This is a genomic window from Stenotrophomonas sp. 8(2023) (assembly GCF_030345295.1).
GTDB classification, from domain to species: domain Bacteria; phylum Pseudomonadota; class Gammaproteobacteria; order Xanthomonadales; family Xanthomonadaceae; genus Stenotrophomonas; species Stenotrophomonas muris.
Window position 1 is genome coordinate 1,774,848 of record NZ_CP128404.1, and the last position, 24,888, is coordinate 1,799,735.

27 protein-coding genes are annotated in these 24,888 nt (G+C 67.3%); 14 read left to right on the top strand and 13 right to left on the bottom strand.

Annotated elements, in window-relative coordinates; all coding sequences use genetic code 11:
* The first annotated feature begins 125 nt into the window (after window positions 1–125).
* Window positions 126–743: a hypothetical protein gene (locus QP609_RS08355; RefSeq protein ID WP_197621182.1), complete on the top strand. Its 618-nt coding sequence runs from the start codon at window positions 126–128 to the stop codon at window positions 741–743.
* A 232-nt stretch (window positions 744–975) separates the two neighbouring features.
* On the opposite strand, the gene QP609_RS08360 is transcribed toward QP609_RS08355, so the two are convergent.
* Window positions 976–1,677 carry a response regulator transcription factor gene (locus tag QP609_RS08360; protein ID WP_075076174.1) on the bottom strand — a complete coding sequence of 234 codons (702 nt, stop codon included), beginning with the start codon at window positions 1,675–1,677 and terminating at the stop codon, window positions 976–978.
* Window positions 1,652–2,284: a DUF4388 domain-containing protein gene (locus QP609_RS08365; RefSeq protein WP_075076175.1), complete on the bottom strand. Its 633-nt coding sequence runs from the start codon at window positions 2,282–2,284 to the stop codon at window positions 1,652–1,654. Before QP609_RS08365 ends, QP609_RS08360 begins: the two co-directional genes overlap by 26 nt.
* Window positions 2,285–2,559: 275 nt before the next feature.
* Here QP609_RS08365 and QP609_RS08370 point away from each other — a divergent pair, with 275 nt between their 5' ends.
* Window positions 2,560–3,021, top strand: a complete 462-nt coding sequence (locus QP609_RS08370) for a hypothetical protein (RefSeq protein WP_136191668.1) — start codon at window positions 2,560–2,562, stop codon at window positions 3,019–3,021.
* Between the two features lie 169 nt (window positions 3,022–3,190).
* Complete coding sequence (locus QP609_RS08375; RefSeq protein ID WP_197621181.1) at window positions 3,191–3,763, top strand: hypothetical protein; 573 nt, start codon at window positions 3,191–3,193, stop codon at window positions 3,761–3,763.
* 29 nt (window positions 3,764–3,792) lie between these two features.
* Here the strand turns inward: QP609_RS08375 and QP609_RS08380 are convergent, their stop codons facing one another.
* Both QP609_RS08380 and smpB read right to left on the bottom strand, forming a co-directional pair.
* A complete protein-coding gene (locus QP609_RS08380) occupies window positions 3,793–4,224 on the bottom strand; it encodes a GNAT family N-acetyltransferase (RefSeq protein WP_046430139.1) in 432 nt (143 codons plus the stop codon).
* Window positions 4,221–4,724, bottom strand: coding sequence for an SsrA-binding protein SmpB (smpB, locus tag QP609_RS08385; RefSeq protein WP_041863318.1), 504 nt, complete (start codon window positions 4,722–4,724; stop codon window positions 4,221–4,223). Before smpB ends, QP609_RS08380 begins: the two co-directional genes overlap by 4 nt.
* Window positions 4,725–4,781: 57 nt before the next feature.
* Here smpB and QP609_RS08390 point away from each other — a divergent pair, with 57 nt between their 5' ends.
* Entirely contained in the window at window positions 4,782–5,207 is a 426-nt protein-coding gene (locus tag QP609_RS08390) for a type II toxin-antitoxin system RatA family toxin (RefSeq protein ID WP_032959119.1), read from the top strand.
* A gap of 3 nt (window positions 5,208–5,210) precedes the next feature.
* The gene (locus QP609_RS08395; RefSeq protein WP_014646806.1) at window positions 5,211–5,468 is read left to right on the top strand and encodes an RnfH family protein; all 258 of its coding nucleotides are present in this window, start codon (window positions 5,211–5,213) and stop codon (window positions 5,466–5,468) included.
* A 33-nt stretch (window positions 5,469–5,501) separates the two neighbouring features.
* On the opposite strand, the gene bamE is transcribed toward QP609_RS08395, so the two are convergent.
* Entirely contained in the window at window positions 5,502–5,894 is a 393-nt protein-coding gene (bamE, locus tag QP609_RS08400) for an outer membrane protein assembly factor BamE (RefSeq protein ID WP_014036847.1), read from the bottom strand.
* 103 nt (window positions 5,895–5,997) lie between these two features.
* On the opposite strand from bamE, the gene fur reads away from it, so the two are divergent.
* Window positions 5,998–6,414, top strand: coding sequence for a ferric iron uptake transcriptional regulator (gene fur / locus QP609_RS08405; protein WP_014646807.1), 417 nt, complete (start codon window positions 5,998–6,000; stop codon window positions 6,412–6,414).
* A gap of 63 nt (window positions 6,415–6,477) precedes the next feature.
* On the opposite strand, the gene QP609_RS08410 is transcribed toward fur, so the two are convergent.
* Window positions 6,478–7,785 carry an SGNH/GDSL hydrolase family protein gene (locus tag QP609_RS08410; protein ID WP_014646808.1) on the bottom strand — a complete coding sequence of 436 codons (1,308 nt, stop codon included), beginning with the start codon at window positions 7,783–7,785 and terminating at the stop codon, window positions 6,478–6,480.
* A 97-nt stretch (window positions 7,786–7,882) separates the two neighbouring features.
* Here QP609_RS08410 and QP609_RS08415 point away from each other — a divergent pair, with 97 nt between their 5' ends.
* On the top strand, window positions 7,883–8,800 hold the full coding sequence (locus QP609_RS08415; protein ID WP_032959114.1) for a LysR family transcriptional regulator: 918 nt from the start codon (window positions 7,883–7,885) through the stop codon (window positions 8,798–8,800).
* Window positions 8,801–8,910: 110 nt separating this feature from the next.
* Here the strand turns inward: QP609_RS08415 and recN are convergent, their stop codons facing one another.
* Entirely contained in the window at window positions 8,911–10,572 is a 1,662-nt protein-coding gene (recN, locus tag QP609_RS08420) for a DNA repair protein RecN (RefSeq protein WP_197621821.1), read from the bottom strand.
* Window positions 10,573–10,687: 115 nt separating this feature from the next.
* On the opposite strand from recN, the gene hrcA reads away from it, so the two are divergent.
* The 4 genes from hrcA (at window position 10,688) to dnaJ (ending at window position 15,739) form a co-directional block, all read left to right on the top strand.
* The gene (hrcA, locus tag QP609_RS08425; protein WP_010484463.1) at window positions 10,688–11,752 is read left to right on the top strand and encodes a heat-inducible transcriptional repressor HrcA; all 1,065 of its coding nucleotides are present in this window, start codon (window positions 10,688–10,690) and stop codon (window positions 11,750–11,752) included.
* 63 nt (window positions 11,753–11,815) lie between these two features.
* A complete protein-coding gene (grpE, locus tag QP609_RS08430; protein WP_014646812.1) occupies window positions 11,816–12,331 on the top strand; it encodes a nucleotide exchange factor GrpE in 516 nt (171 codons plus the stop codon).
* A gap of 182 nt (window positions 12,332–12,513) precedes the next feature.
* Window positions 12,514–14,436 (top strand): molecular chaperone DnaK, encoded by a 1,923-nt coding sequence (gene dnaK / locus QP609_RS08435; RefSeq protein WP_032959111.1) that lies wholly within the window; start codon window positions 12,514–12,516, stop codon window positions 14,434–14,436.
* 154 nt (window positions 14,437–14,590) lie between these two features.
* Window positions 14,591–15,739: a molecular chaperone DnaJ gene (dnaJ, locus tag QP609_RS08440; protein WP_197621822.1), complete on the top strand. Its 1,149-nt coding sequence runs from the start codon at window positions 14,591–14,593 to the stop codon at window positions 15,737–15,739.
* Between the two features lie 60 nt (window positions 15,740–15,799).
* On the opposite strand, the gene QP609_RS08445 is transcribed toward dnaJ, so the two are convergent.
* Window positions 15,800–16,597, bottom strand: a complete 798-nt coding sequence (locus QP609_RS08445) for a helix-turn-helix transcriptional regulator (RefSeq protein WP_014646814.1) — start codon at window positions 16,595–16,597, stop codon at window positions 15,800–15,802.
* Between the two features lie 72 nt (window positions 16,598–16,669).
* On the opposite strand from QP609_RS08445, the gene QP609_RS08450 reads away from it, so the two are divergent.
* The 3 genes from QP609_RS08450 (at window position 16,670) to QP609_RS08460 (ending at window position 20,319) form a co-directional block, all read left to right on the top strand.
* Window positions 16,670–17,869 carry an MFS transporter gene (locus QP609_RS08450; protein WP_142234593.1) on the top strand — a complete coding sequence of 400 codons (1,200 nt, stop codon included), beginning with the start codon at window positions 16,670–16,672 and terminating at the stop codon, window positions 17,867–17,869.
* Between the two features lie 420 nt (window positions 17,870–18,289).
* On the top strand, window positions 18,290–19,198 hold the full coding sequence (gene pdxY / locus QP609_RS08455; protein ID WP_014646816.1) for a pyridoxal kinase: 909 nt from the start codon (window positions 18,290–18,292) through the stop codon (window positions 19,196–19,198).
* Window positions 19,195–20,319, top strand: coding sequence for a prephenate dehydrogenase (locus QP609_RS08460; RefSeq protein WP_032960565.1), 1,125 nt, complete (start codon window positions 19,195–19,197; stop codon window positions 20,317–20,319). The genes pdxY and QP609_RS08460 overlap by 4 nt, the downstream gene beginning before the upstream one ends.
* A 219-nt stretch (window positions 20,320–20,538) precedes the next feature.
* On the opposite strand, the gene QP609_RS08465 is transcribed toward QP609_RS08460, so the two are convergent.
* The 5 genes from QP609_RS08465 to QP609_RS08485 all read right to left on the bottom strand — a co-directional run bounded on the left by QP609_RS08465 (window position 20,539) and on the right by QP609_RS08485 (window position 24,719).
* The gene (locus QP609_RS08465) at window positions 20,539–20,733 is read right to left on the bottom strand and encodes a hypothetical protein (RefSeq protein WP_014646818.1); all 195 of its coding nucleotides are present in this window, start codon (window positions 20,731–20,733) and stop codon (window positions 20,539–20,541) included.
* Between the two features lie 70 nt (window positions 20,734–20,803).
* Complete coding sequence (locus QP609_RS08470; RefSeq protein WP_046430164.1) at window positions 20,804–22,576, bottom strand: ABC transporter transmembrane domain-containing protein; 1,773 nt, start codon at window positions 22,574–22,576, stop codon at window positions 20,804–20,806.
* On the bottom strand, window positions 22,569–23,165 hold the full coding sequence (locus tag QP609_RS08475; RefSeq protein ID WP_032960562.1) for a YigZ family protein: 597 nt from the start codon (window positions 23,163–23,165) through the stop codon (window positions 22,569–22,571). Before QP609_RS08475 ends, QP609_RS08470 begins: the two co-directional genes overlap by 8 nt.
* Window positions 23,166–23,205: 40 nt before the next feature.
* Entirely contained in the window at window positions 23,206–24,204 is a 999-nt protein-coding gene (locus QP609_RS08480) for a hypothetical protein (protein WP_164233055.1), read from the bottom strand.
* Complete coding sequence (locus tag QP609_RS08485) at window positions 24,201–24,719, bottom strand: RNA polymerase sigma factor (protein ID WP_229653773.1); 519 nt, start codon at window positions 24,717–24,719, stop codon at window positions 24,201–24,203. The genes QP609_RS08480 and QP609_RS08485 overlap by 4 nt, the downstream gene beginning before the upstream one ends.
* Window positions 24,720–24,888 lie beyond the last annotated feature (169 nt).

Below are 24,888 nucleotides of genomic sequence, written 5' to 3' on the forward strand. Positions count from 1 at the left end.
GCCAGCTCGGGGGCGCGATCTGAAGGAGTTACTACCGCTGCTTTGGCGATTTGCACGCACCGCCGACTTAAACTATTCGTCAGATCGTTCAGGCAAACTTGTGACAGGATCTAGGGGAACTGAAGATGCGGGAAGCTCTTTTCCTGGCGACCGTCAAGGCCGCGCCGGCGGCCAGTGCAGCGGCGAGCGCTGGCTACGACTGGAAGTGGCTGGTGCCGGTGGCCACGCTGATTCTCGGCTTCGGTCTGAAATGGCTCCAGGACCACCTGACGGAAAAAGGTCGCCGGAGGCACGCGAAGGAGTTACGGCGAGAGCAACGCTACGACGCCCTACGCATGCGGCGCATAGATGCTGAGCGCGCGAACCTCATCTCCGTTCAACCCCTATTGCTGAAGCTCATGCGGACGGCGGCAGTTGTTCACCTCGAGGACATCAAAGCGTACGACAGGACCGGCGAGTGGGGGACGTACAAGTTACCTCCTCAGGTTGCGGAGGATTTCAGGCTCGCTATAGCCGAGGTCGTGCCGATACACGCGAGAATTCACACGCGCACTGTTTATGAACAGCTCTCTGAGTACCGGGAGCTGCTGTATCAAGTGACCAACTCGGTGGTGAAAGCCGAAGCGCGAGCTTTATGGGAGCAGGTGCACCCGATCTATGACCGCCTGCACATAGCTCTGGGTGATGAGATAAGGAAGCTGGAAGACGAGAACCTGCAGCTCGGAGATCCATCGGCGCGCTGACGACGGCAACGGTCAACATCGAATGTTGACTAAGAAGTTGACCAAACGCTGCCAATCGATGCCCATTTCTGCACATCCGGCAGGCGTGAACGAAAAAGTCCATAACGCTAAAGCATTGATGGGCCGCGTTATTCTGGTGTTTGCGAAACCGGCGCCGATGGCGCCACGGGGAGAATGTACCTCCGGTTTCTACAGCGCTGCAAGGTACAGGGCCGATAGGGCTGGGCCCAGTTCAAAGCCCGCCCGCCTCCGGCCATTCGGGCGGGGGGAAGGTCGTGGCCAGAAGCACCAGCTCCTGGTTGCTCGATACCCCGAGCTTTTTCATGGCGCTGATCTTCTGCGCGCTGATGGTCTTCTTACTCCGCTGCAGCAGCGTTGCGATGGCGGTGACGTTCATGCCGGAAAGATAGAGTCGAAGGACCTGCTGCTCGCAGGTGGACAGGGCACCGGTGCCGACGATCACTGGACGCTGGTTGTCGGCAGCAGCGGGAGCGCCGCCCTTGAGCGTGTCGATCACGCCCCGGATGAGGGTGTTGATGGGGCAGGTCTTGTCCTGCACGAGGTGGGCACCCGCACGAAGAATGCGCCGGTGCAGCGCGTCGCTCGGTTGCGATGTAATGGCGATGATGCGGGTGCTCGGCGACAAGCGGCCGATATCCGCGATCGGTGCGTGGCCGGGGTGCGTGCTGCCTTCCACCTGCAGGGTGTAGCCGGTGATGACCACGTCGGGCTGCTGCTGTTCCACCAGTTCCAGCAGGACGGTGCGACGGGTGGTCTGGCCGGTCACCACAACCTGCGGAAGCACCCGCAGCGAGCTCACCATGCCGAGCACGAAGATGGCATGCTCGTCCGCCACCACCACGGTCTTGCCGGTCGCAGCGGTCTGGGAGCCCGTACCCTGCAACCGTTCACCCCGATGCAGCGCGCGCAGCACGGGGGCGCAGCAGCCACGAGAACACGCCATATCCGGCAGGGCGCGCCGGTGGCGTTGTGCCGACAAACGCCGGCCACGCTTTCCTGGCCTGTTTCAGGCCGTGCAGTGCGAGCTGTACATCCTGCAGTCGCATCTGCGTGCGGCGCGCAATGTCGTGCGCACTGGCACCCTTTTCCAGCATCGGCGCGACCCGGTCCAGGAAACGCTGGAGCTCCAGTGGAAGCGCGGCCTTCTTGGCCTTGATCAGCATGAACACCGTGTCCGGATTGGATAGCGGGCCCGTCACCGGGTCTGTCGCTGAAACGGTCGGCTGTCGGCGCGGAAACAGCTGCAGCAGGTCCAGATGCAGGGCCTGCGTCGCGTAGATCGGCTTCTGTTCGAAACTGAAACTGCAGCGGTGCCTGGAGAACCACCGGGCAAGTTTGAAGATCCGGTCCTTGCCCTCGATGTTCTGCTCGATGGAGAACGATGCGACCAGTCCCGCGGCCACATGCAGGTTCAGGGTTTTTCCCTGGATCGGGCCGAGCGAAAGCACGCCCGACCGTGCGCCAATCAGCGCGATGATGTCTTCCAGGTCGATGCCGTCCAGGTCGCCATGAAACGCCATGCCTCTGCCCTCCCGATCCATTCCATGTTGCGGTCCCGGACACTGCAGGAACGCCGCGACTGTGAGGTGGCGAGAATAATGCGGGGAGCACGTTGGCCCGCATGAGACCATTCCGATTCTGGCGTGCCGCACCCTGCTGCAAGGCCTGGAGTACCTGCAATCAACGCTGTTTTCGGGGTTGTCTTATTGGGTGCCGGCATGCGCGTGCCTACCATTTTCTCCTTCACTGGAGTCCCTGCTTTCGGCGGCGGGCACACATAGGGAAGGAGTGGGTGATGGCCTCGATCAGGGTCCTGCTGGTGGGTGAGCGAACAATGGAGCGACTTGCGATGGAGTCGCGCCTGTCGATCGATGCGCGGGTCAGCGTTGAAGTGGTCGGCGACGCGTGCAGCGCGGCAACGCTGGTGGAATGGCGGCACTACAGCCTGCTGGTGGTGAATGTCGTCGGTCTGGGGCGGTCGCTGGTAGACCTGATCAACACGTTCTCCGAGCACTCGCGCGAATCGCGTATCGCCTTCTTCGGTGGCAGGTCCACGGCGATGGTGAAGGCCGCAGAGCTGATTGCCCAGGCGCGGGGGCTGGACCTGCTGAAGGTTCCCGGGCTGGATCAGCCCGAGGATGGCAACCGGGAGTACCGCCGGTTCGTCGGTGAGCGTGTCTGCGCCGTACCGGTCGGCTCTGTGCATGAACGTTGCCAGGCGCTGCCCGTCGTGACGCGACCCTCGCTTCCGGCCTGAGCTGATCCGGCGCTCGGTCCCGGCTGTGGGGGCGACGGTGCGCGCGCAGCGTTGTCAATTTCCAATAAGTTGCACTGCATTGGCCATAGCGGATTGGTAACGTCATTGGCACGAATTTGCGACACACTGGCGGCGACCATCCGGACCAGGAAAGACACGGAGACTGTGGGTGACCGAGGCAAGCCAACAACGCAGCCTGCGACAGCTGGTCGGACCCGTCGGGGCCGACTACCAGCGGCGGGCCCTGCCGCCCGGCTGGGTCTGGGTGGTGCTGGCGGTGTTGCTTGCGGCCACCGCGCTGACCGAGCTGCCGGCGACTGCGGCCGCGGCATTGGTGGCCAGTGCGGTGGTTGTGCACTGGTCGCAGCGCGGTCGCGTCCATTGGCTGGGCTGGCGCCTGCCGGGCCTGGCCGTGTTGGCGGCCCTGCTGTGGGGGCCGGAAGTGCTGTCGCAATGGTTCGAGCACGGGCTGGCCGTGGTCCTGATGTCGCTGGCCAGCCTCAGCATCGGCGTGCATGTATGGCAGGCGCGACAGATGGCGCGGCAGCTCCAGGGCGCGGCCGATTCGCTGGATGACGCCCAGCTGCTGGCCCTGCTGCCGGCCGACGCGGCCCAGCTGGCGCAGCGGTGGCGCGCCGGCGATGACCGGCATGCGCCGGAACTGGCAGTGGTGATGCACCTGGCCGTGATGCACGCGGCGCTGGCACCGCGCATGCGCGGGCAGGGCGTGCTGGCAGGGTGATCGGTCGGCGGCTTCTACAGCCGCCGTGGTCAGGAGCCTGGCAACGCCTTGCGCAGGTAGATCCGCTCGTGCCCGGGCGGGCAATCGGGCAGCCGCCCATAGACGGTGTAGCCCTGCCGCAGGTAGAAAGCTTCGGCCTGCCAGTCGAAGGTATCCAGCATCACGTTGCGGGCGCCAAGCTGGCGCGCGGCGGCTTCTGCTTCCGCCAGCAGGCGCTGGCCGATGCCTTGCCCGCGCAGTTCCGGGTCCACCCACAGCACATGTACCTGCAGCCAGCCGGCACAGACGTCGGCCAGCACACCACCGCGCAGCGCGCCGTGCTCGTCATGCCAGGCCAGGCGGACTGGAGTCTCATCGAGTGAATCGCCGCCGTGGGCCTGGTTGAAGGCCAGCAGGCGCGCGCACAACGTGCGCGTTTCATCGGCGCTGGCAGTCACCATGGCGCCGATGGGGGCGGTCATGCGTCGCGGTTGCCGCGACGCATCACACGCTGCTTCTCGATCGCCCAGTCGCGGTCCTTGGCGGCATCGCGCTTGTCGTGGGTCTGCTTGCCCTTGGCCAGCGCGACTTCGAGCTTGATCTTGTTCTTGCTCCAGTACATCGCAGTGGGCACGATCGTGTAGCCATCGCGCTCGACCTTGCCGACCAGCTTGTCGATCTCGCTCCGGTGCAGCAGCAGCTTGCGCTCGCGCCGGTCATTGGCCACCACGTGGGTGGAGGCCTGGATCAACGGGGTGATCTGCGCGCCGATCAGGAAGATCTCGCCGTGCTTCACATAGGCGTAGGCGTCGATGATGTTGCCGCGGCCCGCACGGATCGACTTCACCTCCCAGCCCTGCAGGGCCAGGCCGGCTTCGAAGCGCTCTTCGATGTGGTACTCGTGGCGGGCACGCTTGTTCAGCGCGATGGTCTTGGTGGCCGTCGCGCTCTTTGCTTTATCCTTGCCGCTGTTCTTGCTCATTTCCGTATTGTCTCCGATTCGGGCCCGCCCGGTCGATTGCCGAAACGTCCTGTATTCATGCCTACTATCCGCCGCAGCGCCCTGGTCGAACATTCGGCCGCGCGCATGTTCGACCTGGTCAACGACGTCCAGGCCTATCCGCGCCGTTTCCGCTGGTGCTCGGCTGCCCAGATCCTGGAGCAGGGCGAGGACCGCCTGGTGGCGCGCCTGGACCTGGGCCTGGGCTCGTTCAGTACCTGGTTCCAGACTGAAAACACCCTGCAGCGCCCGCACAGCATCGACATGCAGCTGCGCGATGGCCCGTTCAAGCAGCTGCACGGCCGCTGGGAATTCCATGCGCTGGCCGAGGATGCGTGCAAGGTCACCCTGACCCTGGAGTTCGAACCCAGCTCGCGCCTGCTCGGTCCGGCCCTGGCGATCGGCTTCCAGGGACTGGCCGATCGCATGGTCAATGATTTCGTCCGCGTCGCCGACGAGGGCTGAGCGATGATCGAGGTCGAGGTGGTGCTGGCCTGGCCGGAGCGCGTGCTGTCGCGCCACCTGCAGCTGGAAGAGGGAGCGACCGTGGCCGACGCCATCGCCGCCGCTGCGCTGGAAGGTAGTGCCGACTGTCCGGCCGCCGCGGTGCATGGCGTGCTGGCCCGTCCACAGCAGGCGCTGCTGGACGGGGACCGCATCGAGCTGCTGCGCCCGCTGCTGGCCGACCCCAAGGACAACCGCCGGCGTCGCGCGCTCGGCGGTTGATCCCGGCAACCCGTCCCTGCGGACGGGCAGGCCTCAGCGGCCCTTCTTCTTCTTGTCCTTCGGCAGGTTGCGGCCGAACTGGCGCACCGTCTGCTGGGCCAGGGCCTTGTCGTTGCCCGGGAAGTAGTCGCCTTCCCAGCGGGTAACGGCGTCATTCTCGAAGAACACCACGAAGTTCTTCACTTCGGTGCGGCCGAGGCGGTTCACGCGCTGGCTGGAGGTGTAGTCCCAGCGCTGGGCGTGGAACGGGTCGGGGATGGACGGGGTGCCCAGCAGCGCGGTGACCTGCTGCTTGCTCTGCCCGACCTGCAGCTTGGCCACGGCATCTTCCCGGATCAGGTTGCCCTGATAGATGGGTTGCTTGTAGATGATGCCGCACCCGGTGGTGGACAGGGCGACGGCGGCGACCAACAGGAGATTGCGCATCGGGACTGGCGGTTGGGGAAATCAAACCGATGATACACTCCCGGCGTGCCACCGCGACCCAATCCGAGGCAGCTGGCGCTAAATCGCCAATGAACGGAGACCTATGGAAACCCACGACCTGCGTAAAGTCGGCCTGAAGGTGACCCATCCGCGGATGCGGATCCTGGCGCTGCTCGAACAGCGCAATGCCCAGCACCACCAGCACCACATGACCGCCGAGGACATCTACCGCCAGCTGCTCGAGCATGGCGACGAGATCGGCCTGGCGACGGTCTACCGGGTGCTGACCCAGTTCGAGGCCGCCGGCCTCGTGCTCAAGCACAATTTCGAGGGTGGCCAGGCCGTTTACGAGCTGGACCGTGGTGGCCACCACGACCATATGGTCGACGTGGACAGCGGCAAGATCATCGAATTCGAAAGCCATGAGATCGAGGAGCTGCAGCGCAAGATCGCGGCCGATCACGGCTATGAGCTGGAAGAACACTCGCTGGTGCTCTACGTGCGCAAGAAGCGCAAGTAGGCCGTTCCGGCCAGCCGCTAGCGACGAAACCCCGGGCTTGCCCGGGGTTTTTCGTTGCCGGGGTCAGGGCCCTTTCCCTCCAGGAAAGGGGGCCGGCCCCGGGCGCTCTGCGGGGTCGGATCCCTTTGCGCCAGCAGAGGGCTCTGACCCCTTGCAACCGAGCAGGATCTCCAGGTCCACCGCCTCGGCCATCGCCCGGTTGCCGGCATCCCCCGGGTGGAGGTGGTCGCCGGAGTCGTAGGCGGCGGCCATCCGTGACGGATCGGCCGGGTCGCGCAGCGCCGCGTCCAGGTCGATCACCGCGTCGAACGGGCTGTTGCTGCGCAGCCATGCATTGAGCTGTTGGCGCAGGGCCTCCTTGTCCGGGTGGTAGTAGTCGTCCAGCGGCGTGCCGGGCAGGGCGCCCGCGAACGGCATCAGGGTGGCGCCGAATATGCGTAGACCCCGCCGGTGGGCCTGTTCGGCCAGGGCACGATAGCCGGCCTGCAGCTCGGGCAGGCTGGGCCGGGGCTGCGCGCGGGCGAAGGCAGTACCGGGCCAGCTGATGTCGTTGATGCCGATCAGCACGATGACGCTGGCGACGCCGGGCTGATCCAGTGCATCACGCCGCAGGCGGGCCAGAACCGACTCGCCCATGCCGTCGCTCAGCAGCCGATTGCCGGAAATGCCCGCGTTGACCACCGCCACCCCGCGCGGGGCGAGGCGTGCGGCCAGGTGGTCGGTCCAGCGCTGGTCCTGGTCGAGGCTGGCGGTGGCGCCGTCGGTGATCGAATCGCCGATCACCACCACGCTACGCGCACTGGCGGCGCCCTCGACCTCGATCCCGGTCAGGAACAGGCGTGCGGTAGTGGAACTGGCATCCTGCAGGTCGCGCGCCCGGGCCTGATTGCCGCTGGCGATCCAGCTGGTCTGGCGGCCGTCCCAATGGAACGTCTGCACCGGCGTCGGCCCCGGCACGAAGACGCTGACCTGCAGCGCCTGGTGGTCTTCCGTGGCCACCGCCAGCGGATCGCTCAGCCGTTCCTGACCGGCACCGATCAACACCCCAGGCTGGCCGTCGAAGCTGAGCGGTTGCGGGGTGGCGCCCGCGCCCGCGGCCACGCTGGCCGCCCCGATCCGCAGCGGCTGGGTGCCGTAGGCATTGCTCAGCCGCACCCGCAGCCGGGACCCGCCCAGGCTGATGCGCGCGGTCTGGCGGAAGGTCTGGTCCTGCAGCGCGGCCGGAACCAGGGTCGGGAACAGGAAATCCGCGTCCCAGACCGGTTGCGGGCTGGCCTGCCAGCTGGCGACCCAGTGCGGGGCGGATGCGGCACTGGCGACGCCGGACAGGGCGAGCAGGGCGGTGGCGGTGAGCTGGCTCAAGCGGTTCATCGGGCAATCCAAGGGGAAGGGAACGCCATGGTGATTCCGGGGTCATCTGTGAACTAGACTGCGCATGGACAATCATCTGTGAACTGGATTCATCGTCATGGCGCGACCCGACATCAACCGATCCGGCGAACTGGAAGTGTTCGTGCGGGTGATCGAGACCGGTGGCTTCTCCGCCGCCGCACGCACCCTGGACATGACGCCGTCAGCAGTGAGCAAGCTGGTGGCCCGGCTGGAGCAGCGGCTGGGTACGCGCCTGCTGCAACGCTCCACCCGCCAGCTGCAGCTGACCCCGGAAGGCTGCGCGTTCTACGAGCGCGGCCTGCGCGTGCTGGCCGACCTGGAGGAGGCCGAGCGCTGTGCCAGTGCCCATGCCGAGCCGCGTGGACGGTTGCGGGTCAACTCCAACGTGCCGTTCGGCCAGCATTTCCTGTTGCCGCTGCTGCCGGCATTCCTCGAACGCAACCCGCAGGTAGGCGTGGACCTGACCCTCAATGACGAGGTGATCGACCTGCTTGAGCAGCGCACCGACGTGGCGGTGCGGGCCGGTCCACTGAAGAGCTCCAGCCTGGTGGCGCGGCGGCTGGGTGCGACGCGGATGATGATCGTGGCTGCACCGGCCTACGCGCAGCGGCACGGGCTGCCACGCACTGCCGAGGAGCTGCAGTCGCACAACCGGTTGGATATCGGCCATGCGCGCGCGATGCAGGGCTGGCCATTGTTGCAGGACGGGCGCGAACGCATGCTGCTGCCCAGTGGCAACGCGCGCGCCAGCAACGGCGATGCGCTGCGCCAGCTGGTGCTGGGTGGGCTGGGCATGGCGCGGCTGGCAGCATTCCAGGTGCAGCAGGACATTGCCGCCGGGCGCTTGCTGCCGGTGCTGGAGGACGCCAATCCCGGTGACCTGGAAGAGGTGCACGCGGTGTTCCTGGGGCAGGGCGGCTACCTGCCGCTGCGGGTGCGCGCGTTTCTTGATTTCCTGGTGGAGAACGTCGATCTGACGCAGCCACAGGGGTAGTGCCGGCCGCTGGCCGGCAACCTCATGATCTTCATCCACCCGCATCGGGGTGCCGGCCAGCGGCCGGCACTACCTTGCGGAAGCCGAGCCAATGCTCGGCTCGGCCGGCGTTACACCTGCAGCAGCTTGCGTGCGGCGGCGCGCGCTTCCTTGCTCACTTCCACGCCGCCGAGCATGCGCGCCAGTTCTTCCTCGCGCGCCTTGCTGTCCAGCTTTTCCACTGCGCTCTGGGTCATGCCTTCCACCGGGGCCTTGCTGACCCGGTAATGGGCATGGCCCTTCGAGGCGACCTGCGGCAGGTGGGTCACGCACAGCACCTGGCGCTTCTCGCCAAGGGCGCGCAGCTTCTGGCCGACGATGTCCGCCACCGCGCCACCGATGCCGGAGTCGACTTCGTCGAACACCATGGTCGGCACTGCATCCAGGTCCAGCGCGGCCACTTCGATGGCCAGCGAGATGCGCGACAGTTCGCCACCCGAGGCCACCTTGCGCAGGGCACGCGGTGGCTGTCCGGCATTGGCCGCCACCAGGAATTCCACGCGCTCGGCACCCTGCGGGTCGGGCTTGCCGGCGTCCTGCGGCTCCAGCTCGATCAGGAACTGGCCGCCGCCCATGCCCAGCTCGGCGATGATGCCGGTGGTGGTGGCCGACAGCTCGGCAGCGGCGGCGCGGCGGCTGGCGGTCAGCAGCCCGGCCTGCACGCGCCACGCCGCAGCGGCCTTGTCGATCTCGCCGGCGAGGCGCTGCAGGCGTTCGTCAGCCCCACGCAGCTGTTCCACTTCGGCGTGCATGCGCTCGCGCTGCGCGCCCAGCTCGTCCATCGGCACACGGTGTTTGCGGGCCAGGTCGTGCAGGCGGCCGAGGCGACGCTCGTTCTCCTCGAACTGTTCCGGGTCGGCGTCGAGGTCGTCATGCACGCGGTCCAGCAGCGACAGGGCTTCGTGCAGCTGGATCGAGGCGTTCTCGATCAGCCCGTCGACCTCGCCCAGGCGCGGGTCGTGCTCGATCAGGCGCGACAGCTCGTGGCGCACCTGCTGCAGCAGGTCCAGTGCGGAACTGCCGTCGTCGCCGTTGAGCTGGTTGCTGGCCGCCTGGCAGGTACTCAGCAGGGCGCTGGCGTGGGCCTGGCGACGGTGGCTGGCACCGAGTGCGGCAATCGATTCGGGTTCCAGATCCTCGCGGTCCAACTCGCGCAGCTGGTGCTCCAGGAAGCCGATCCGGTCACTGACGTCGCCCTGCTGCGACAGCGCCAGCGATTCATCGACCAGCGCCTGCCAGGCCGCAGCGGCGCGGCGCACCTGGCGTCGCTCGTCCTCGTTGCCGGCATAGGCATCCAGCAGGGCCAGCTGCGAAGGGCGCGTCAGCAGGGCCTGCTGCTCGTGCTGGCCGTGGATCTCCACCAGCAGCGAGGCCAGGTCGCCCAGCTGCGCCAGGGTCACCGGGCGGCCGTTGATCCAGGCCCGCGATCCGCCATCGGCACGGATCACGCGGCGCAGCTGGCACTGCTCCTCGTCGTCCAGCTCGTTGTCGGCCAGCCACTGGCGCGCGGCCTGCAGCTGGTCCAGCGCGAACTCGGCCGACAGCTCGGCGCGCGCGGCGCCGTGGCGGACCACGCCGCTGTCGGCGCGCAGGCCGGACAGGAAGCCCAGCGCGTCGACCATCAGTGACTTGCCGGCGCCGGTCTCGCCTGAAACCACGGTCATGCCTGGCCCGAACTCCAGTTCGGTGGCGCGGACGACGGCGAAATCCTTGATCGAAAGATGTCTGAGCATGGGTAAGGGGGTGTCAGCAGCCGCGCAACGCTAGCACGCGGGCGCGGGAGGTCCAATGACTTGCCAAGGTGATCCGCCGCCATTATCTAGTGTCCGTGTCTCACAGGTTGATTCCATGCACGGTTCTCCCGACCAGCTTGCCCCGCGTGCGCGCCATCTGCTGCGCACGCTGATCGCGCGTTACATCCAGGACGGTGAGCCGGTCGGCTCGCAGACGCTGGCGCGCGTGGCCGGGCTGGAGGTCAGTCCGGCCACCATCCGCAACATCCTGGGTGACCTGGAAGACCTGGGGCTGCTGGCTTCGCCGCACACCTCGGCCGGGCGCGTCCCGACCGCACATGGCTACCGGGTGTTCGTCGACAGCCTGCTGCAGATGCAGCCGCCGGGCGAAGGCGAGCTGGCCCGGCTGCGCCAGGAACTGGCCGGCGGCGGCAGCACCCAGGCCCTGCTTGGCAGCGCCTCGGAGCTGCTGTCGGCGATGAGCCACTTCGTCGGCGTGGTCAGCGCGCCGCGGCGCGAGCAGTTCGCGTTCCGCCAGATCGATTTCGTGGCGCTGGACGGGCGCCGGGTGCTGGCGATCCTGGTGTTCGCCGACAACGAGGTGCAGAACCGGGTCATCGAGACCCGCCAGGAGTTCGCGCCGGGCCAGCTGGAACAGGTCGCCAACTACCTCAACGCGCATTTCGCCGGCCTGCCGATGGCCGAGATCCGCACCCGCCTGCTGCTGGAACTGCGTGATGCCCGTTCGGAGCTGGAGCAGCTGCTGGCGCACAGCATCGAGCTGGCCGAGCAGGCCCTGCAGCCGGCGGCCGATGACATGCTGGTGGCCGGGCAGACCCGTCTGATGGGGGTGCAGGACCTGTCCGACCTGGAGCGGCTGCGCGAGCTGTTCGAGCTGTTCTCCAGCAAGCGGGAGATCCTGCAGCTGCTGGAGCGCACCATCCAGGCCCCGGGGGTGCGCATCTTCATCGGCGAGGAGACCGGGATGATGCCGCTGCAGGGCGTCTCGCTGGTCACTGCCCCTTACACGGCCAATGGCCAGGTGCTGGGCGTGCTGGGCGTGATCGGCCCCAAGCGGATGGCCTACGACCGGATGATCCCGCTGGTCCAGGCTACTGCCGATGTACTCGGCGCGGCGTTTTCGCCAGCCGGGCGCACTCCTGGAACATCCGACGCTTGAAACGCAGCATCCCGCCCACACTAGGGTGGGTGGAGGCGGAGACTGACCGCCAGGGACCCAGACATGAACCACGAACATCCAGATATCGAATCCCAGCAGACTGCCGCCGATGCGGCCGCCGCCGCCGGCGTCAACGACGAAGTGGAGCGCCTGCGCGCCGAGGTCGAGCAGATCAAGGCCGATGCGCTGCGTGAGCGCGCCGACCTCGAGAACCAGCGCAAGCGCGTTGCCCGTGACATCGAGCAGGCCCGCAAGTTCGCCAACGAGAAGCTGCTGGGCGAGCTGCTGCCGGTGTTCGACAGCCTGGATGCCGGCTTGAAGGCGGCCGGCGATGACCCGCATCCGCTGCGCGAGGGCCTGGAGCTGACCTACAAGCAGCTGCTGAAGGTTGCCGCCGACAACGGGCTGGTCCTGCTGGACCCGATCGGCCAGCCGTTCAACCCGGAACACCACCAGGCCATCAGCCAGGTGCCGGCCCCAGACGCCGCCCCGGGCAGCGTGGTGACCGTGTTCCAGAAGGGTTACCTGCTCAACGAGCGCCTGCTGCGGCCGGCGCTGGTGGTGGTGGCCGCCGACTGACCCCTCCAGGGCCGGAAGGCGGGAATGTCCCGTCACCCGGCCCGACGCTGAACGCGCCGGGCGACCGGAAACACAGCGTTCGGGAGATGGCTTGAATGTTCCACGAGCCTCCCCCACATCGTATTCATCCACCGGCCGAACGGCCGGACTGACCCCAACAAGCATCCTCAGGAGTCTCCCCCATGGGCAAGATCATTGGTATCGACCTCGGCACCACCAACTCGTGCGTGGCGATCATGGACGGCGGCAAGGCCCGCGTCATCGAGAATTCGGAAGGCGATCGCACCACCCCGTCGATCGTCGCCTACACCAAGGACGGCGAAGTCCTGGTGGGCGCCTCGGCCAAGCGCCAGGCCGTCACCAACCCGAAGAACACCTTCTACGCGGTGAAGCGCCTGATCGGCCGCAAGTTCACCGACGCCGAAGTGCAGAAGGACATCGCCCACGTCCCGTACAGCATCCTGGCCCATGACAACGGCGATGCCTGGGTGGCCACCAGCGACGGCAAGAAGATGGCGCCGCAGGAAATCTCGGCCAAGGTGCTGGAAAAGATGAAGAAGACCGCCGAGGACTTCCTCGGTGAGAAGGTCACCGAAGCGGTCATCACCGTGCCGGCCTACTTCAACGACAGCCAGCGCCAGGCGACCAAGGATGCCGGCCGCATCGCCGGCCTGGACGTCAAGCGCATCATCAACGAGCCGACCGCGGCCGCGCTGGCCTATGGCCTGGACAAGGGCGACAACAAGGATCGCAAGATCGTGGTGTACGACCTGGGCGGCGGCACCTTCGACGTCTCGGTGATCGAGATCGCCAACGTTGACGGCGAGAAGCAGTTCGAAGTGCTGGCCACCAACGGCGACACCTTCCTGGGCGGCGAAGACTTCGACAACCGCGTCATCGAGTACCTGGTTGAAGAATTCAACAAGGACCAGGGCATCGACCTGCGCAAGGATCCGCTGGCCCTGCAGCGCCTGAAGGACGCTGCCGAGCGCGCCAAGATCGAGCTGTCCAGCGCCCAGCAGACCGAAGTGAACCTGCCGTACGTCACCGCTGACGCCTCGGGTCCGAAGCACCTGAACATCAAGCTGACCCGCGCCAAGCTGGAAGCGCTGGTGGAAGACCTGATCAAGAAGTCGATCGAGCCGTGCCGCGTCGCCCTGAACGATGCCGGCCTGCGTTCGAGCGACATCAGCGAAGTGATCCTGGTCGGTGGCCAGACCCGCATGCCGAAGGTGCAGCAGGCGGTGACCGAGTTCTTCGGCAAGGAACCGCGCAAGGACGTCAACCCGGACGAAGCCGTGGCACTGGGTGCTGCGATCCAGGGCGGCGTGCTGGGCGGCGACGTCAAGGACGTGCTGCTGCTGGACGTGACCCCGCTGTCGCTGGGTATCGAAACCATGGGCGGCGTGTTCACCAAGATCATCGAGAAGAACACCACCATCCCGACCAAGGCCTCGCAGGTGTTCTCCACCGCCGAGGACAACCAGTCGGCCGTGACCGTGCACGTGCTGCAGGGTGAGCGCGAGCAGGCCCGCTTCAACAAGTCGCTGGCCAAGTTCGACCTGTCCGGCATCGAGCCGGCCCCGCGTGGCCTGCCGCAGGTGGAAGTGTCCTTCGACATCGACGCCAACGGCATCCTGCACGTGTCGGCCAAGGACAAGAAGACCAACAAGGAACAGAAGGTCGAGATCAAGGCCGGTTCGGGCCTGTCCGAGGAAGAGATCGCACGCATGGTCGCCGACGCGGAAGCCAACCGCGAAGAAGACAAGAAGTTCCAGGAGCTGGTGCAGGCCCGCAACCAGGCCGATGCCCTGATCCACGGCACCCGCAGTGCCATCACCGAGCACGGCAGCAAGGTCGGCGGCGATGTCATCGGCAAGGTCGAGGCGGCCCTGGCCGACCTGGAAACCGCGATGAAGGGTGACGACAAGGCACAGATCGAAGCCAAGTCGAAGGTGCTGGAGGAAGCCGGCCAGTCGCTGTTCGCCGCTGCTTCGGCCGACCAGGGCGGTGCCCCGGGTGCCGACGCCGGCAACGCCGGCAAGGCGCAGGACGACGTGGTCGACGCCGAGTTCACCGAAGTCAAGGACGACAAGAAGTCCTGATCCGGACCGACACGGGACGCTGGCCATCAGCGTCCCGTTGTCGCATCAGGGTCCTGACCGCCCACCGGCGTGTCGGGGCGCCCGACGCAAGAGCGGACCTGGTTCCGCTCTTCCGCTTTGACGAATCCCGACTTTCCGGAACCAGATTCACCATATGAGCAAGCGCGATTACTACGAAGTGCTGGGCGTTGCCCGCACCGCCACCGACGACGAGCTGAAGAAGGCCTACCGTCGCTGTGCGATGAAGTTCCACCCGGACCGCAACCCGGGTGATGCGGCGGCCGAAGCCTCCTTCAAGGAGTGCAAGGAAGCCTACGAAGTGCTGTCCGATGGCAACAAGCGCCGCATGTACGACAGCCACGGCCACGCCGCGTTCGAGCACGGCATGGGCGGTGGTGGTCCGGGCGGCCCGGACATGAACGATATCTTCGGCGATATCTTCGGCAACATTTTTGGCGGTGGCGGTGGCGGTGGCGGTGGCGGTGGCGGCGGTGGGCCGCGCCAGGCCCGTCGCGGCGCCGACATCGGCTACGTGATGGAGCTGGACCTGGAAGAAGCGGTACGCGGCGTCGAGCGCCGCATCGAGATCCCGACCCTGGCCGAGTGCGGCGACTGCGATGGCAGTGGCTCCGAAGACGGCAAGGTCGAAACCTGCAATGTGTGCCATGGCCGCGGCCAGGTGCGCATCCAGCGCGGCATCTTCGCCATGCAGCAGGCCTGCCACAACTGCGGCGGCCGTGGCCAGATCATCGCCAAGCCCTGCAAGACCTGCCACGGCAACGGCCGTGTCGAGGAAGACAAGGTGCTGTCGGTGAAGGTGCCGGCGGGCGTCGATACCGGCGACCGCATCCGCCTGCAGGGTGAAGGTGAGGCCGGCCCGGCCGGTACGCCGCCGGGTGACCTGTACGTGGAAGTACGGGTGCGCGAGCATGCGATCTTCCAGCGCGATGGCGACGACCTGCACTGCGAAGTGCCGATCCGCATCTCGCAGGCGGCACTGGGCGACACCGTACGCGTGGCGACCCTCGGCGGCGAAGCGGAAATCCGCATCCCGGCCGAGACCCAGACCGGCAAGCTGTTCCGCCTGCGCGGCAAGGGCGTGCGTTCGGTGCGCAGCCGCAGCGAGGGCGACCTGTACTGCCGCGTGGTGGTGGAGACCCCGGTCAACCTCACCAACGAACAGCGCAAGCTGCTGGAGCAGTTCGAAGCCACCTTTGTCGGCGAGGAAGCACGCAAGCATTCGCCGAAGTCGGCGACGTTCATGGATGGCGTGAAGGGCTTCTGGGACCGGATGACGTCCTGAGTTTTTCAACCGAAGCGTTGAGCGGTAGCGCCGGGCCATCCCCGGCGTTTTCGTTTGCGATCAGCGGAAAAACGCCGCGGGCGTCTGCCCCAGTTGGCGCTTGAACATGCTGGTGAACGCGCTGGGGCTGTCGTAGCCCATCGCCAGCGCCACATCGATGACCTTGTCGCCGACTGCCAATCGCTCCAGGGCGGCCAGCAGGCGCGCCTGCTGCCGCCACTGCCCGAAGGTCATGCCCAGTTCGCCGGCGAAATGGCGCTGGATGGTCTTCACGTCCACCTGCAGCGCCTGGGCCCAGTCCTGCAGCGTGGCGTCGTCGGCGGGATGCTTCTGGATGTGCTGGCAGATCCTCTGCAGGCGCGGGTCGGTGGGCGAGGGCAGGTGCAGCGGCAGCACGTCCATGCGGTGCAGCTCGTCCAGCAGCAGGCGCACCACGCGACCGTCGCGGCTGTCGTCCACGTGCGCGGACTCGATCAGGCTGGCCGCCAGCAGTAGTTCGCGCAGCAGCGGCGCCACTTGTACTGCGAACGCCCCATCCGGCAGTTGCGGTGCAAAGTCCGGTTCCACGTACAGGCTGCGCATGTGCACCTCGGCGATGCAGTCCACCGCATGCACCATGCCGGCCGGAACCCAGATCGCGCGGGTGGAGGGCACGACCCAGCGGCCACCGTCCGCGCGCACCACCATCAGGCCGGACATGGCGAAGACCAGTTGGTGACGGCGATGCCGGTGTGGCGCGATGTGGGTACCGGGCGGGTAGTGCCGGGCGCGGCTGGTCACCGGGCGGTGTACCGGCACTTCGTTCCACGGCGCGGTCTCGCGGATCGGGCAGGGAGTGTCCTTTTTGCGATAGGCCATGACCCGAACGCGGCAGAAGGGAGTGGGGGCCCACCGTAGCATGCGTGGCTCGCCCCCAACCTGACTGTGTCCATGTCGACCCTGGCTTCTCCCGCAACGACCTCACGCCCGGTGGCTCCCGGCGTGCTGGCCGCCATCTCCACCTCGCATGTCGTCAACGACATGATGCAGTCGCTGATCCTGGCCATCTATCCGGTGATCAAGGGCGGCTTCAACCTCAGCTTCACCCAGATCGGCCTGATCACGCTGACCTACCAGCTCACCGCGTCGATCTTCCAGCCGTTGATCGGCATGGCCACCGACCGCCGCCCGGCACCGTACTCGCTGCCGATCGGCATGGCCTCGACCCTGTGCGGCATGCTGCTGCTCGGCTTTGCGCCGAACTACGCGGTGGTGCTGATGGCTGCGGCGATGGTCGGCATTGGTTCGGCCATCTTCCACCCGGAGGCCTCGCGCATCGCCCGGCTGGCCTCGGGCGGTCGCCATGGCTTCGCGCAGTCGGTGTTCCAGGTGGGTGGCAACTTCGGGACCGCGCTGGGGCCGTTGATCGCTGCGGCCGTGATCGTGCCGTATGGCCAGCGTGCCGCATCATGGTTTGCCGGCGCCGCGCTGATCGGCATCGCGCTGCTGACCTATGTTGGCCGCTGGTATGCACTGCACCTGGGCACACCGCGTCCGGCCAACACCGCGTCTATGGCCCCGCGGCATTCGTCGCGCACCGTGGCCAAGGTGCTGGCGATCCTGCTGGTGCTGATCTTCAGCAAGTACTTCTACATGGCCAGCATCGGCAGCTACTTCACCTTCTACCTGATCCACCACTTCGGCATTCCGGTGGCACAGGCGCAACTGCATCTGTTCGCGTTCCTGGTGGCGTCTGCCGCCGGTGGTTTCCTCGGCGGCCCGCTGGGTGACCGCATCGGCCGCAAGCCGATCATCTGGACCTCGATCCTCGGCGTGGCCCCGTTCGCGCTGATGCTGCCGCACGCCGATCTGCTATGGACCACAGTGCTGGCAGTGCTGATCGGCTTTGTGCTCTCCTCGGCGTTCTCGGCCATCGTGGTGTACGCGCAGGAGATGATGCCGCACCGCATCGGCATGGTGTCCGGCCTGTTCTTCGGCTTTGCATTCGGCATGGGCGGGCTTGGCGCGGCCGTGCTGGGCATGCTGGCAGACAGGACCAGCATTGAATTCGTCTATCAGCTGACCGCGTTCCTGCCGCTGCTCGGTATCGTCGCAGCGTGGCTGCCACCGTCGCGGCCTGCTGCTCACTGAGGGGTTTGGGTTTGCAGGGCTTGCAGCCCTGCACCTGCAGAGGCAACGTCAACAGCAGAAGCGGGCTATCCGTGGGTTGGCGGGGTGGGGCCGGTTGCAGGGGACGCCGTAAACCCATCCCTGGGGGCTTGGCCGCGGCATCCATGCCGCGGACACCCCTGCAACCGGACCCACCCCGCCTTCGACAGTTTTCTGCGATCCGTCGGAACAGCTCGTGGGGTCAGATCCGTTTTCCGAAGGAAAACGGATCTGACCCCGATTTATTTCGGTATCCCACAGATGTGCCGACCAACGGTCCTGACCACCCACACCGCCCCGCCATCCCACGGAATGCGGCTCTTGATCTTGCTTCGGCTTCGCCTTCGGCAGGTGCAGGGCTGCAAGCCCTGCCGAAAACTCCCTTGGGCGTAGAATGCGGCCATGAGCGAATCCCTTGATAACCACCTGGTCCACGGCCGCCGCCAGCGGCCGGATGGGCCGTCGCCGATCGATGTCATCTCGGTCCAGTCGCAACTTGTGTACGGCCACGCCGGCAACAGTGCCGCCGTCCCGCCGATGCGCGCACTGGGCGTGCGCGTCGCCGAAATCCCGACCGTGCTGCTGAGCAATGCGCCGTTCTACGACACTACGCGGGGCCGCGTGCTGCCCGCCGACTGGTTTGCCGACCTGCTGCTGGGTACCCACGAGCGTGGCCTGCCGCAGCGGGCGAAGATGCTGGTGTCCGGCTACTTCGGCAGCACCGCCAACGGTGCGGCCTTCGCCGACTGGCTGGACAACATCCTGCCGGCCTGCCCACAGCTGCGTTACTGCCTGGACCCGGTGATCGGTGATACCCATACCGGACCCTACGTGGAACCGGGCCTGGAAGCGATCTTCGCCGAGCGCCTGCTGCCCCACGCCTGGCTGGTGACGCCCAATGCCTTCGAACTGAATCGCCTGACCGGCATGCCGGCACTGGCCGAGGCCGATGCCATCGCCGCCGCGCGCACGCTGCTGGATCGTGGCCCGCACTGGGTGATCGCGCACAGCGTAGGCGGCAACCCGGGTGAGCTGGTCACCCTGGCGGTCGGGCACGAGGAAACCTGGCGCTGGACCTCACCGCTGCTGCCGGTGGACGTGGCCGGTACCGGTGACGTGCTGATGTCGCTGGTGGTGTCGTTCCTGCTGCGCGGTGAGTCGATGCAGCAGGCGATTTCGCGCGCGATTGCCGGCACCCATGCGGCGCTGGAGGCGACCCTGGACAACGGCTTCGAGGAGTTTGACGTGATCGCTGCCGCGCCGGCGGCGCTGGCCGAAGGAACGCGCTTCCGCGCTGAACGCGTGGCATGAGCGGCCTGGATCCACGCACGCCGCGCACGGTCGGCATCGTCGGCAGTGCTGGTGCCTATGGGCGCTGGCTGTGCCGCTTCTTCCAGCAGCACCTGCAGCTGCAGGTGATCGGCCATGACCCGGCCGACCCGGACTCGCACACGCCGGAACACCTGCTGGCGCAGGCCGATGTACTGGTGTTCTCGGCACCGATCCGGCACACGCCGGCGTTGATCGCCGAGTACGTGCGGCAATCGGCGGGCCGCGAGCAGGGCAGGCTGTGGCTGGATGTGACCTCGGTAAAGGAGGCACCGGTGCAGGCGATGCTGGCCTCGCAGGCCGAAGTGGTCGGACTGCACCCGATGACCGCGCCACCCAAGGCGCCGACCCTGAAGGGGCGGGTGATGGTGGTCTGCGAAGCGCGGCTGCAGCACTGGCGGGCATGGGTCGATACGCTGTGCACCGCGCTGCAGGCCGAGTGCGTGCGCGCGACGCCGCAGCACCACGACCAGATGATGGCGCTGGTGCAGGCGATGGTGCATGCCACCCACCTGGCGCAGGCAGGCGTGCTGCGCCAGTACCAGCCGCAGCTGGGGGATCTGGCCGCGATGATGCCGTACCGTTCGGCGTCGTTCGAGCTGGACACGGCGATCATCTCGCGCATCCTGTCGCTGAATCCGGCGATCTACGAAGACATCCAGTTCGGCAACCCGTACGTGGCGCCGATGCTGGAGCGGCTGGTGGGGCAGCTGCAGGCCCTGCAGGTGCAGGTCGGACAGGGCGACGACGGCGCACGGGCTGCATTCCGTGAGCAGCTGCTGTCAGCCAATCGCAGTGCCTTCGGCGAGCAGGCCCTGGCGGATGGCAACTACACGTTCGAACGCGTGGGGTATCTGCTGGCCGATCTGACCGAGCGCAACGCGCTGTCGGTGCACCTGCCGGAGGACCGGCCTGGCTCGCTGCGCGAGCTGTTGAACGTGTTCGAGCAGCATGGCATCAGCCTGGCTTCGATCCATTCCTCGCGCACGCCCGGCGGTGAAGTGCACTTCCGCATCGGATTTGTGGCCGGCAGCGATCCGGCGGCGATCACCCGGGCCGCGGCCGACGTGGACGCCAGCGGCATCGGACGGGTGCTGGGCTGAATTCATCCACAGGCGGTGTGGATGGTTTCTGAGCAAACGTGTGGATAACCCTGCGCAGCCCTTGTCAGGCAAGGCTGTCAAGATGCTTGGTGAAAAATTGATCACGCCTTCTTGTGGAGTCGAGCCTTGCTCGACTGCCCTTGGCAAAGCGCGTGTCGACCGAGGTCGACCCCTACCAGAGCAGGGCGACACGGCCAGTGCCCACCAAGGTGGGCAGCGCTAGATCATCAACCGCAGTTCGCCACCGCTGGTGGTGAATTCGCGGCCATTGCGAACCAGATGACGCCCGTCATCCAGCTCGTAACGCGGCGTGGATTCAGAGTGATGCCCGCTGCCATTCGCCTCGGGCTTGAACTCGATGATGATGTGGCTTTCGCCATTGCTGTCGACTGCAGGGAACTGACGGAACGACATCGCGTACCTCCTTCAGCGGATGCTGCTGATGCGAGGCCAGCTTGGTCCGGCCGATGTTAGCCGGCCGTCATCAATCGATGAACTGCAGTCGTGCCAGTTCAGCGTACAGTCCGCCTTCGGCCAGAAGCTGGGCATGGGTACCTTCGGCCACGATGCGGCCCTGGTCCATCACCACGATGCGGTCGGCCTTGAGCACGGTGGCCAGGCGGTGGGCGATGACCACCGTGGTGCGACCGGCCATCAGCCGCTCCAGCGCCTGCTGCACGCTGTGCTCGCTCTGTGCGTCCAGCGCGCTGGTGGCTTCATCGAGCAGCAGGATCGGCGCGTCCTTCAGCAGTGCGCGGGCAATCGCCACGCGCTGCTGCTGGCCACCGGACAGGCGCGCACCGCGTTCGCCCAGCTCACTGTCGTAGCCCTGCGGCAACGCGCGCAGGAAGCCATCGGCCTCGGCCGCACGCGCGGCAGCTTCGACCTCGGCGTCACTGGCCTGCAGGCGGCCATAGCGGATGTTGTCGCGCGCACTGGCCGCGAACAGCGTCGGCTGCTGCGGCACCAGCGCCAGCTGCGCGCGCAGCTCGGCCGGATCGACCTGGCGTACGTCGATGCCATCCACGCAGATGCGGCCGCTGGCCGGATCGTGGAAGCGCAGCAGCATCGACAGCACCGTGCTCTTGCCCGCGCCCGACGGGCCGACCAGGGCCACCGTCTCGCCCGGGCGGACATGCAGGTTGAAGTGGTCCAGCGCGGCCTGGTCCGGACGTTGCGGATAGTGGAACACCACGTCGTCGAACTGGATTTCGCCGCGCAATGGTTGCGGCAGAACGTGCGGCTGCGCCGGCGCACGGATCTCGATGTCTTCCTGCAGCAGCTCGCCAATGCGGCCCATGCCACCGGCTGCACGCTGCAGTTCGTTCCACACTTCGGCCAGCGCGCCCACCGAGCCGCCGCCGATCAGCGCGTACAGCACGAACTGCCCCAGCGTGCCGGCACTGAGGCGCCCGTCGATGACATCGTGCGCGCCCAGCCACAGCACGCCAACGATGGCGCCGAACACCAGCAGGATGGCGCTGGCGGTGACCAGCGACTGCGCACCGATGCGTCGGCGCGCGGCGCCGATGGCATCGCCCAGTGCCTTGTCGAAGCGTCCGCGCTCGTAAGGCTCGCGTGCATGTGCCTGCACCGTGCGCACGGCGCCCAGCGTCTCGCTGGCCAGGCTGTTGGCATCGGCGATGCGGTCCTGGCTGCTGCGTGCAACCGTGCGCAGCTTGCGCGCGCCGATGATGATCGGCAGTACCGCCAGTGGGATGCCGAGCAGCGACCATGCCGCCAGCCTGGGGCTGGTGACGAACAGCATGGCCAGGCTGCCGACCACGGTGACGCTGCTGCGCAGGGCGACCGACATGGTCGAGCCGACCACGCTGCGCAGCAGTTCGCTGTCAGCGGTCAGGCGCGAGACCAGTTCGCCGCTGCGGCTGCGGTCATGGAAACCGGCACCGAGCTGGATCAGGTGTGCGTACAGGCGGCTGCGCAGGTCGGCCACGACTTTTTCGCCAAGCAGCGACACGAAGAAGAACCGCGCGGCCGTTGCCAGTGCCAGCACCACCGCCACCAGCATCAGCAGGGCGAAGGCACGGTTGATCTGGCCACCGCTGGTGAAGCCGTGGTCGATCATCTGCTTCACGGCGGGGGGCAGGCTCAGCGTGGCGGCCGAAGAGACCGCCAGCGCCAGCAGCCAGGCGGTGAACAGCCCGCTGTGGCGGCGCACGAACGGCCACAGCGTCCTCAGGCTGCCGAGGCGGCGCAGCGGTGGGGCCGAGGCGGGGGCGTCGTCCTTGTCAGTCATCCTGGTCGTCGTCTTGTATGCGGATACGGTCACGGGTGGCGTCGCGCAGGCGGATTTTCAATGCATCGACCTGATCGGCCGGCAATTCGACCCGCAGGCACACGCCGTTGGCATCGAACTGTTCATCGCGCTTCACGGCGCCGAAGCTGGGAAGAGTGGCATGCAGGGTGCCCAGATCCTCGAAGCCGGCCAACAGCTGCAGCCGGGCCATCGCCACCAGCGGCAAGCGCGGGGCGGTACGCAGGCATTCGGCGGCGGCGCCACCATAGGCGCGCACCAGTCCACCGGCGCCCAGCTTGATGCCGCCGAACCAGCGCGTCACGACCACCATCACCCGGTCGAAGCCCTGGCCGTCGATCGCAGCCAGGATCGGCCGCCCAGCGGTGCCGGCGGGCTCGCCATCGTCACTGGAGCGGTAGTCCTGGCCGTGCCGGTAGGCCCAGCAGTTGTGGGTTGCGTCGGCTACGGCCACCTGTTGCAGGAACGCCAATGCTGCCGCGGCGCCATCGATCGGCGCGGCATGGGCAATGAAGCGGCTGTGTTTGACTTCCAGCGTGTGGCTTACCGGCTGGGCGAGGGTATCGGGCATTCCCGCCATTCTACGGGGTCGCCGGAGGTCACTGCCCGCTTCAGTCGTCCAGCAGCGGGCGCAGGTCGCGCGGCAGGCGCGCTTCCGGATACTGCTGCACATAGCGCTCCAGGCTGGCGCGGGCCAGGTCGCGCTGGCCGTCATCGCGGCGCGCGCGGATCTTCTGCAGCCACTGCCGTCGCGGCAGCTGTGCATCGGCGTCCACCTCGGCCTGCACGGCATCCGCACTGAGCCGCGCGTCGGCGCCCCGGCGCATGACGCCGGGCGCGGAGCGGCTCGGGGCCTGCCGCTTCATCGAGGTGATCTCTACCCGATCCAGTGCCTGCGCCCGTTCCGCATCGGCAGCATTGGCCACTGGCGCCTCGGCGCTGCGTGCTTTCAGCGCCCCTGCCGGGGCCGGCGCCAATGCCGGTGCAGGTGCCGAATAGGCAGCCGGTGCGGGAGGCGCGGGCGGTGCCGCTGCCGGTGCGGTGGCCGGACCAGGCGGGAGCGCCGCAAAGGACGTATCGGCGGCCGCATCCGCCGCCATCGATCGTGCAGCCTGGGCCGGAGCTTCAGCAGTCTCGGTCGGCGCAGGCTTGGCTACCCGCGCGACGGACGGCGCCGGGGGAGCGGCAACAGGGGCCGCCTCGGGTGCTGCAGGTTCGGTGGTCGTTTCCGATGCGGCAACCGCGCTGTCGGCTGGACTGCTCCCAGCGGCCTGATCGGCGGCCGCGACGTCTGCCGCAGCGGGCGCCGCGGCAACAGCGGCCTCGCCTGCCGGAACCGGCGGCGGTTCCGGGCGCAGCTGCCAGGCGATGCCGATGGCGAACACCATCGAGGCGGCGATGCCGAACACCGCCGGCCAACGCGGACGTGTGCGCTGCCTGCGCGGCGCCTCGGCGGAGACAGCAGCATCGGCCACCGGTGCGTGCACGGCAGCGCGCGCCGCGGCCAGGATGGTGGCGTCCAGCGCGGCCGGCGGGGCCTGTTCGACGCGACGGCCGAGCAGGCGCGCCAGCTCGCGTTCTTCCGGCGTCAGCGGTTCGTCTCGGTTCATGCGTTCAATCCCGCACGCAGCTTGTCCATCGCATAGCGCAGCCGCGATTTCACGGTTTCCCGGCCTACGCCGGTGATCTGGCCGATCTCCTCCAGGCTCAGTTCCTGATCCAGCCGCAGCTGCAGCACTTCGCGCTGCTCGGGCGGCAGTTGCTCCATCGCCAGCTGGATGCGGCGACGTTGTTCGAATTCGGAAAGCTCGGCTTCCGGGGTCTGCCCGTCCTCGATCGCGGCCAGGCGCAGGTCGGCGTCGGCCGGTGCGGCAGGGCGATGGCGAGCGGCCCGCCAGTGGTCGTTCAGGCGGTTGTGGGCGATGCGGAACAGCCAGGTGCTGAATGCAGCGTCAGGCTGCCAGCCCGCGCGCGCGCTGATCACCCGCTGCCAGACATCCTGGAAGATCTCCTCGGCCAACGCGTTGTCGCGCAGTTGCCGCAGCAGGAAGCCGAACAGGCGCTTGCGATGGCGTGCATACAGGCTTTCGAACGCGCGCAGGTCGCCACCGGCCCAGGCCAGCATCAAGGCTTCATCGGTTGGCAGTGCGCTGGCTTCCACGGCGTACAGGGTAAGGCCTGCAGGCGGTGGCGCATAGCCGGTGACGGGGGCGGGCAGGGCGAGGTTCATGGCGTGGAAGCGGCTACGGGCAGGAGGAAAAACGTACGGGCGCACGATTCGGGGTTTACGGGCT

Excerpts from the sequence above, each read along its gene's own strand:
- QP609_RS08355 (WP_197621182.1), top strand. The coding sequence starts at position 126 with ATGCGGGAAGCTCTTTTCCTGGCGACCGTCAAGGCCGCGCCGGCGGCC.
- QP609_RS08365 (WP_075076175.1), bottom strand. The coding sequence starts at position 2,284 with ATGGCGTTTCATGGCGACCTGGACGGCATCGACCTGGAAGACATCATC.
- QP609_RS08370 (WP_136191668.1), top strand. The coding sequence starts at position 2,560 with ATGGCCTCGATCAGGGTCCTGCTGGTGGGTGAGCGAACAATGGAGCGA.
- QP609_RS08380 (WP_046430139.1), bottom strand. The coding sequence starts at position 4,224 with ATGACCGCCCCCATCGGCGCCATGGTGACTGCCAGCGCCGATGAAACG.
- smpB (WP_041863318.1), bottom strand. The coding sequence starts at position 4,724 with ATGAGCAAGAACAGCGGCAAGGATAAAGCAAAGAGCGCGACGGCCACC.
- QP609_RS08390 (WP_032959119.1), top strand. The coding sequence starts at position 4,782 with ATGCCTACTATCCGCCGCAGCGCCCTGGTCGAACATTCGGCCGCGCGC.
- QP609_RS08395 (WP_014646806.1), top strand. The coding sequence starts at position 5,211 with ATGATCGAGGTCGAGGTGGTGCTGGCCTGGCCGGAGCGCGTGCTGTCG.
- bamE (WP_014036847.1), bottom strand. The coding sequence starts at position 5,894 with ATGCGCAATCTCCTGTTGGTCGCCGCCGTCGCCCTGTCCACCACCGGG.
- fur (WP_014646807.1), top strand. The coding sequence starts at position 5,998 with ATGGAAACCCACGACCTGCGTAAAGTCGGCCTGAAGGTGACCCATCCG.
- QP609_RS08410 (WP_014646808.1), bottom strand. The coding sequence starts at position 7,785 with ATGAACCGCTTGAGCCAGCTCACCGCCACCGCCCTGCTCGCCCTGTCC.
- QP609_RS08415 (WP_032959114.1), top strand. The coding sequence starts at position 7,883 with ATGGCGCGACCCGACATCAACCGATCCGGCGAACTGGAAGTGTTCGTG.
- recN (WP_197621821.1), bottom strand. The coding sequence starts at position 10,572 with ATGCTCAGACATCTTTCGATCAAGGATTTCGCCGTCGTCCGCGCCACC.
- hrcA (WP_010484463.1), top strand. The coding sequence starts at position 10,688 with ATGCACGGTTCTCCCGACCAGCTTGCCCCGCGTGCGCGCCATCTGCTG.
- grpE (WP_014646812.1), top strand. The coding sequence starts at position 11,816 with ATGAACCACGAACATCCAGATATCGAATCCCAGCAGACTGCCGCCGAT.
- dnaK (WP_032959111.1), top strand. The coding sequence starts at position 12,514 with ATGGGCAAGATCATTGGTATCGACCTCGGCACCACCAACTCGTGCGTG.
- dnaJ (WP_197621822.1), top strand. The coding sequence starts at position 14,591 with ATGAGCAAGCGCGATTACTACGAAGTGCTGGGCGTTGCCCGCACCGCC.
- QP609_RS08445 (WP_014646814.1), bottom strand. The coding sequence starts at position 16,597 with ATGGCCTATCGCAAAAAGGACACTCCCTGCCCGATCCGCGAGACCGCG.
- QP609_RS08450 (WP_142234593.1), top strand. The coding sequence starts at position 16,670 with ATGTCGACCCTGGCTTCTCCCGCAACGACCTCACGCCCGGTGGCTCCC.
- pdxY (WP_014646816.1), top strand. The coding sequence starts at position 18,290 with ATGAGCGAATCCCTTGATAACCACCTGGTCCACGGCCGCCGCCAGCGG.
- QP609_RS08460 (WP_032960565.1), top strand. The coding sequence starts at position 19,195 with ATGAGCGGCCTGGATCCACGCACGCCGCGCACGGTCGGCATCGTCGGC.
- QP609_RS08465 (WP_014646818.1), bottom strand. The coding sequence starts at position 20,733 with ATGTCGTTCCGTCAGTTCCCTGCAGTCGACAGCAATGGCGAAAGCCAC.
- QP609_RS08470 (WP_046430164.1), bottom strand. The coding sequence starts at position 22,576 with ATGACTGACAAGGACGACGCCCCCGCCTCGGCCCCACCGCTGCGCCGC.
- QP609_RS08475 (WP_032960562.1), bottom strand. The coding sequence starts at position 23,165 with ATGCCCGATACCCTCGCCCAGCCGGTAAGCCACACGCTGGAAGTCAAA.
- QP609_RS08480 (WP_164233055.1), bottom strand. The coding sequence starts at position 24,204 with ATGAACCGAGACGAACCGCTGACGCCGGAAGAACGCGAGCTGGCGCGC.
- QP609_RS08485 (WP_229653773.1), bottom strand. The coding sequence starts at position 24,719 with ATGCTGGCCTGGGCCGGTGGCGACCTGCGCGCGTTCGAAAGCCTGTAT.